General features: G+C 63.1%; 6 protein-coding genes. 5 read left to right on the top strand and 1 reads right to left on the bottom strand.

Features of this window, described 5'->3' with window-relative positions:
* A partial coding sequence (locus AC1D0Z_RS14370) for a phospholipase D-like domain-containing protein (RefSeq protein WP_477658904.1) occupies positions 1-287 on the top strand: 287 nt, incomplete at its 5' end.
* Positions 288-306: 19 nt separating this feature from the next.
* Here AC1D0Z_RS14370 and AC1D0Z_RS14365 read toward each other — a convergent pair.
* The gene (locus AC1D0Z_RS14365; protein WP_477658903.1) at positions 307-1,914 is read right to left on the bottom strand and encodes a B12-binding domain-containing radical SAM protein; all 1,608 of its coding nucleotides are present in this window, start codon (positions 1,912-1,914) and stop codon (positions 307-309) included.
* A 143-nt stretch (positions 1,915-2,057) separates the two neighbouring features.
* Here AC1D0Z_RS14365 and AC1D0Z_RS14360 point away from each other — a divergent pair, with 143 nt between their 5' ends.
* The 4 genes from AC1D0Z_RS14360 (at position 2,058) to AC1D0Z_RS14345 (ending at position 6,266) form a co-directional block, all read left to right on the top strand.
* Positions 2,058-4,235 carry a protein-disulfide reductase DsbD family protein gene (locus AC1D0Z_RS14360; protein ID WP_477658902.1) on the top strand — a complete coding sequence of 726 codons (2,178 nt, stop codon included), beginning with the start codon at positions 2,058-2,060 and terminating at the stop codon, positions 4,233-4,235.
* A gap of 46 nt (positions 4,236-4,281) precedes the next feature.
* Complete coding sequence (locus AC1D0Z_RS14355; protein ID WP_477658901.1) at positions 4,282-4,935, top strand: thioredoxin family protein; 654 nt, start codon at positions 4,282-4,284, stop codon at positions 4,933-4,935.
* Between the two features lie 7 nt (positions 4,936-4,942).
* A complete protein-coding gene (locus tag AC1D0Z_RS14350) occupies positions 4,943-5,407 on the top strand; it encodes a CoA-binding protein (RefSeq protein WP_477658900.1) in 465 nt (154 codons plus the stop codon).
* A 76-nt stretch (positions 5,408-5,483) separates the two neighbouring features.
* Positions 5,484-6,266: a hypothetical protein gene (locus AC1D0Z_RS14345; RefSeq protein WP_477658899.1), complete on the top strand. Its 783-nt coding sequence runs from the start codon at positions 5,484-5,486 to the stop codon at positions 6,264-6,266.
* Positions 6,267-6,443: the final 177 nt, after the last annotated feature.

The following is a 6,443-nucleotide window of genomic DNA, read 5'->3' as shown; positions in this document are numbered from 1 at the left end:
GCCTGCTGGTCGTGGGCTCGATGAATCTGGACCTGCGCTCGCAGTTGCAAAACAGCGAAGTGGCCATCGTCATCCGCAACCGCAACATTTCCGCAGAAGCCACGCGGCTGATCGAGCCCACGCTGGCTTCCGGCGCCTACCGTGTCGAGCTCGAAAACGGCAGGCTGGTGTGGCGTGCGCCGCAAGGTTCGCCACTGAAAGACTCCATGATCGAGCCAGACGCGAGCTGGGGACTGCAACTGATGCTCAAGCTGATCGGGCCGTTTGCGCCGGACGAAATGCTTTGAAGATGAGGGCTTTGGCCCCTCAAGCTGCCGCAGCAGCCTTCTGAATGGCTTGCCGGTGGACATCCAGCTCATCCTGAAGGCCTGATTGCTGGTTTACATGGCGGCCTTGCCGCGCTGCGCCCTGCCGGCTGGAATGCAAGGGTGCAGCGAGCCTGGCAGCACCCGGCGCATCAGACAGGCAGTGGGGACGGCCGCGTGCGCCGCTGGCCTGGTAGTCGGCCAGCAGGGCGCTGCGCACATCTGTGCCGGCCAGGCCCCGCTCGTCTGTCAGGTACTCAAACAGTAAATCCACCAGTTTTTCGGGCGCGAACTCATGGGTTTTACCGGTCAAGGCCCACAGCCAGTCACTGAAACGCAAAAACTGGCCGAACGCGGAGCCGGGAACCAGGAGCAGCTGCAACCCCCGCGCAAACCGTCCTGAATTGGCCAGCATTTCCCAATACCGCGCAAAACGGTTGATGCGCTGCATGGTGACAAAGTCGATCGTGGAGTTCTGCAGGATCGTGTAGGGCGTCTGTGGGTCGTAGGCCATGGCGAACTCTGCCGTGTGCCGGGTAATGGGGGTGCCGCGCAGGCGCTTGAGGATGCCGAACTGGATTTCATGCGGCGCCAGCTCATGCAGGCGGTCAAAACCCTTGGCGAAGCTCTCCAGTGTCTCGCCGGGCAAACCGAAGATCAGGTCGGCATGCACATGGGCCCGGCTTTCGTTCACCAGCCAGCGCAGGTTGTCGGCCGTCCTGGCGTTGTCCTGCTTGCGCGAGATGCGCAGTTGCACCTCGGGGTTGAAGCTCTGGATGCCGACTTCAAACTGCAGCGAACCTGCCGGGAACTGGGCAATCAGCACTTTGAGCCGGTCAGGCAGGCTGTCGGGCACCACTTCAAAATGCACAAACAGGTCCGGTGCCATACGGTCCAGGAAAAACTGCAGGATGCGTACCGAGTTCTCGACCTTCAGATTGAAGGTGCGGTCCACAAACTTGAAGTTCCGTGCACCACGCCGGTAGAGCGCGTCCATCTCGGCCATAAACGCGTCCAGGTCAAAAGCCCAGGCGGTCTTGTCGAGCGAGCTCAGACAGAACTCGCACKTGAAGGGGCAGCCGCGCGAGGCTTCGACATAGAGCAACCGTTTTGCCAGGTCTTGGGCGGTGTATTCACCATAAGGCAGGGCCAACGCTTCCAGTGCAGGCTGCTCTCCTGCAACGACCTTCATCAGCGGTTGCGGGCCATCGAGCAAGGCACGGCAGAGCCTGGGGAAACTCACGTCGCCCCAGCCAGTCACCACATGGTCGGCCAGGCGGCATATCTCCTGTTCGCCCGTCTCGTAACTGACCTCCGGCCCGCCCAGCACTATCTTGATGCCAGGCCTCAGGGTTTTGAGCAGGCGCACCACCTGGGTGGTTTCGACAACGTTCCATATATAGATGCCCAGGCCGATCACTTCAGGATTGAGTGCCAGCAGCTCTTCCACGATCTGCATGGGCCGTTGCTGGATCACAAATTCGCGCAGCAACGTTTGCGCGCGAAGGCCGGGGCGGCCATGCAGGTCCATATTGGCCAGCAGGTACCGCAGGCCCAGCGAAGCGTGGACGTACTTCGCGTTGAGGGTGGCGAGGACAATGCGCGGCATGCCCCTATTATCTGGGCTGGCCCTGAAAACGGCTGTAATAAGGCAGCGCGAGGATGGACTAACGTCAACAAACGGGGCTGGCGTACTGTTTGCCTCGTCGCCGCCAGGAACTAATCTCTGCGTCACCCGCTCACACCTGCACAATGAAATTCAAGCGCTTTCCGTCCGTTGTCATTGTTGCTACATTTTTGATAGCTGCTTGCGCAATCCCCGCGCCCGCTAGCGCTCAAAAGGTCTTTAGTGACATTCTGGGCAAAGGCGCGCAGGGTGCCACCCGCGCGGTGGTCACGACGGAGCAGGTCAGTGCCGAGCTGCTGGCCTGGGCGCCGGAAGGCGTGGAGCCCGGCAAGCCGGTGTGGGTGGGGCTGCGGCTCACGCACCAGCCTGAATGGCATACCTACTGGAAAAACTCCGGCGACTCCGGCCTGCCGACGCAGCTTGACTGGCAATTGCCGGCCGGCATCACCGCAGGCGATATCGCCTGGCCAACCCCGAAAAAAATCCCTATCGGCACGCTGGCCAACTACGGCTATGAAAAAACCGTGCTGCTGCCCGTGCCTTTGACCGTGGCGCCCGGTTTCGCCGCCAGACAGCTGGACGTCAAACTCAAAGCATCCTGGCTGGTGTGCCGCAAGGAATGCATTCCGCAGGAAGGTGACTTTTCACTGAGCATCCCGGCGCGAAGCTCAACCGCCTCCAGTGGCCAGTTGTTTCAGGACACGTTCGCCGCAACGCCCAGATCACTGGCGGCCGGTACCAGCCAGGTGGCAGTCGAAGGCAAGGCAATCAGCATTTCCCTGGCCGGCTTGCCCGCCGCCCTGCGGGGCAAAACACTGGCGCTGTACCCCGAAACCGGTGGCGTGATCGAGCCCGCCGCCCCTTGGCAACAGGCCTGGCAAGGCGCGGTGTGGAAGGCCCAGGTGCCTTTGTCGGGCCAGCGCACCGAAAGCCCTGTCAGCATGCCGCTGGTGGTGGCCCTGGAGAACACTGCCTATCGCATTGACGCGCCGGTCAAAGGATCCTGGCCAGCGCCAGTGGCCGTCACCGCCGTGCCGCCGGCACTTGAAGCGGCCTTGCGCGCCAACGCGTCGGCCGGTGCGGCACCCGTGCAAAACGCACCACCGGTCGGTCTCATCGCCACCCTGCTCGGCGCGTTGCTCGGCGGATTGATCCTGAACCTCATGCCCTGCGTGTTTCCGGTGCTGGCCATCAAGGTGGTGGGATTTGTGCAGGTCAAGGACAAAGCCACGCGTCTTGCCACCGGCCTGGCCTACACCGTGGGGGTCGTGATGTCTTTCCTGGCGCTGGGTGCGCTGCTGCTGGGTCTGCGCGCAGCGGGCGAACAACTGGGCTGGGGCTTTCAGCTGCAAAATCCGGCGGTAGTCGCGCTGCTGGCGGCACTGTTCACCTTGCTGGGGCTGAACCTGGCGGGCCTGTTTGAATTCGGCAATGTCCTGCCGGGCCGGCTTGCGGGCTGGCAGGCGAAAAATCCCACTGCCAACGCGTTTTTGTCGGGCGTGCTGGCCACCGCCATCGCATCGCCGTGCACTGCGCCTTTCATGGGTGCCTCGCTGGGCTATGCGGTGGGCCTTCCCGCGCTGCAAGCCTTGTTGGTGTTCGGCRCCATCGGCATTGGGATGGCACTGCCGTATCTGGCGGCGAGCGCCATACCGGCCGTGGCGCGGGCGCTGCCGCGTCCCGGCCCGTGGATGGTGACCTTCAGGCAACTGATGGCCTTCCCGATGTTTGCCACCGTCGCCTGGCTGGTTTGGGTRYTGGGCCAGCAAAGYGGCATCGACGGCGCGGGTGCRCTGCTGGCCMTGCTGGTGTTGATGGCRCTGGCGATCTGGGCYTTTACCCTGCGCGGCRCGGCRCGCACGCTGCTGGCCACTTTTTCGGTGGCGATGGGTACGCTGGGGCTGTGGGCTATTGGCCCAAACATCGTCAAACCTGCGGCACCCGTGTCCTCAATATCGGAAGCAGGCGGTTGGCAGGCCTGGGAGCCGGGCCGGGTTGACCAGCTCACCGCGCAAGGGCAAAGTGTGTTCGTGGATTTCACCGCCGCCTGGTGCGTGACCTGCCAGTACAACAAAAAGACCACCCTCTCGAATGCATCGGTACTGGCCKACATCGAAACGAAGAACGTGGCGCTGCTGCGCGCCGACTGGACGCGGCGCGACCCGGCAGTGACAGCCGCACTGAAGCAACTGGGCCGCAACGGCGTCCCGGTGTATGTGATTTACAAGCCCGGCCGCGCACCGGTGGTGTTGTCTGAGATTTTGTCGGTGGACGGCATCAGGGCCGAACTGGCCAAGCTGTAAAGAACCTGTTGTCGTGTTGTTGATTTCTTCCTGAAGGAGTTCAAGCATGTTGCGTACCCCCTTGCAGCCCGCCCGGGCATTAAGCCGCCGCAGTTTTTCAGGCGCCCTCGTGGCCGCGCCCTGGCTGGCGTCGGCTGCCTTTTCAGCGCAGGCTTCCACCGCAACTGTCGGCCAGGCAGCACCCGACTTTTCGGCCCTTGACACCAGCGGCAAGACCCGCAACCTGAGCGACTACAAGGGCAAGCTGGTGGTGCTGGAGTGGACCAACCCGGGCTGCCCCTTTGTGCGCAAGCACTACAGCGGCAACATGCAGGCGCTGCAAAGGGAGTTCACCGCCAAAGGTGTGGTGTGGCTGTCCATCAACTCGACGGAAGCGGAAAGCGGCGACTACCTGACACCTGCCAAACTGGCCGGCTGGATGGCCGAAAAACAGGGCCAGCCGACTGCGACCCTGATGGACGAGTCCGGCAGGGTCGGCCAGCTTTATGGCGCCAGGACCACCCCGCACATGTATATCATCAGCCCGCAGGGCCAGCTGATTTACGCGGGCGGCATCGACAGCATTCCGTCTGCGCGCGTTGACGATATCAAGACCGCCACCAATTACGTGCGCCAGGGCCTGACCGAAGCGCTGGGCGGCAAGCCCCTGAGTGTTGGGGCCAGCCGGGCCTATGGCTGCTCCGTCAAGTACAAGGCGTAAACCAGCCATGAATCCCTTGCCAGCCGCAGAGCGCATGCCGCACATCCTCAACCACTGCCGCACCATTGCGGTGGTGGGCTTGTCACCCAAACCCCACCGCGCCAGCTTTGATGTGGCGCGCTACATGCAGGCCAACGGTTACCGCATCATCCCCATCAACCCAAACGCCGCCGAGGTGCTGGGTGAAAAGGCCTATTCGACGCTGACCGAGGCCGCGCAGCACGAGAAGATCGACCTGGTGAACTGCTTTCGCAACAGCGAAGACATCCCGCCGGTGGTCGATGAAGCCATTGCGATAGGCGCCAAGGGCGTGTGGATGCAGCTCGGCATTTCCAATGCCACAGCAGCCGCAAAGGCGGAAGCCGCCGGCTTGCTGGTGGTGCAGGACCATTGCATCAAGATTGACCATCGTGTGCTGCTGTCTCGCGGGCTACTGCAACCGATGGCCCAGGCGGGCGAGGCTTCCGCGTAGGAGCTGTTGCGGCTTTGCGGCGGCGGCCCGGGAAAGCCATGCTTGCGCGTCGCCACGCGGCCGTTGAAAATGCCCCATGTCCCTGCGCACGGTGCCCCATTCTTTCCCCACTTCAGCCGCTTCGCCTTTCCCTTTCTCATTTTTCCGCCTTCCCCTGTTGCTGGCCCTGGCCGCATTGACCGGCTGCGCCAGCCAGGCGCCCACGCACAGGGGCGAGGCACAAACCGCCCCGATGGCCGCCAGCGAGGTCGGCCAGTCGGACGTGAATCGCCTGGCCACATTGGGCATGCGCGATAACCTGGAGAGCCTGCTGCGCCTGGCCGACAAGCTGTACCGGCGCAACCCGGCGGAATGGCGAAAAACCAGCACGCTCGGGCGCGACGCGGCCCTTGCCCAGCTGCGCGTGGCGGTCGACACCCGCACACCCTGGCCCGAGCTGCAGGGCAAGCGCGATATCGCTGCGCTGTCGCTGGCGCTGGGCGCTGACTTCAAGGGCGACCGCGTGGCGGCGTTCATTTATGCCAGCGCCGACATGGTGGTCACGGCCCACGGCGGGAAAACCGCGTATTACCTGACCGACAGCCTGGATGCGCAATACATCTACAACGCTGCCCGCAACGTGGAAATTGCTGTGTGGATGCTGTCCAACCGGCGCAATGCCGCGGGCCAGCCCTTGCTGCTGGCCGACGAAATTACCGAACGCGAGCGCAACCTGAGCTTTGAGCGGGAGTTCGGGAAAATCATTGGACGGCTGGACCTGCTGGCCTCCGTCCTGACCGAGAAGTACCGCCGCGCGGTGATCACCTACGTTCAAAATCTGCTGGGCGGAACGTTTTTGCAGTTCCTACCGGTCCGTTAATGCACACCCCCTTCTCGGCTCACTTCGTGTAGCCGGATCCCCCCTTGCAGGGGGCGACACCTACGGCCCGGCAAAGCCGGTTCCGTGCTGTCACTTGATTAAGAACGGGATAAGTCTGCGGCCGGAGACAATACGTGTTTCGCCGTTTGTTTTCCGGAAGCCGCCATGCCCGACAAC

Source organism: Polaromonas sp. P1_E3, assembly GCF_056405935.1.
Note: the sequence above shows the minus strand (reverse complement) of the source record. Positions and strands in the feature narration are given on the sequence as shown.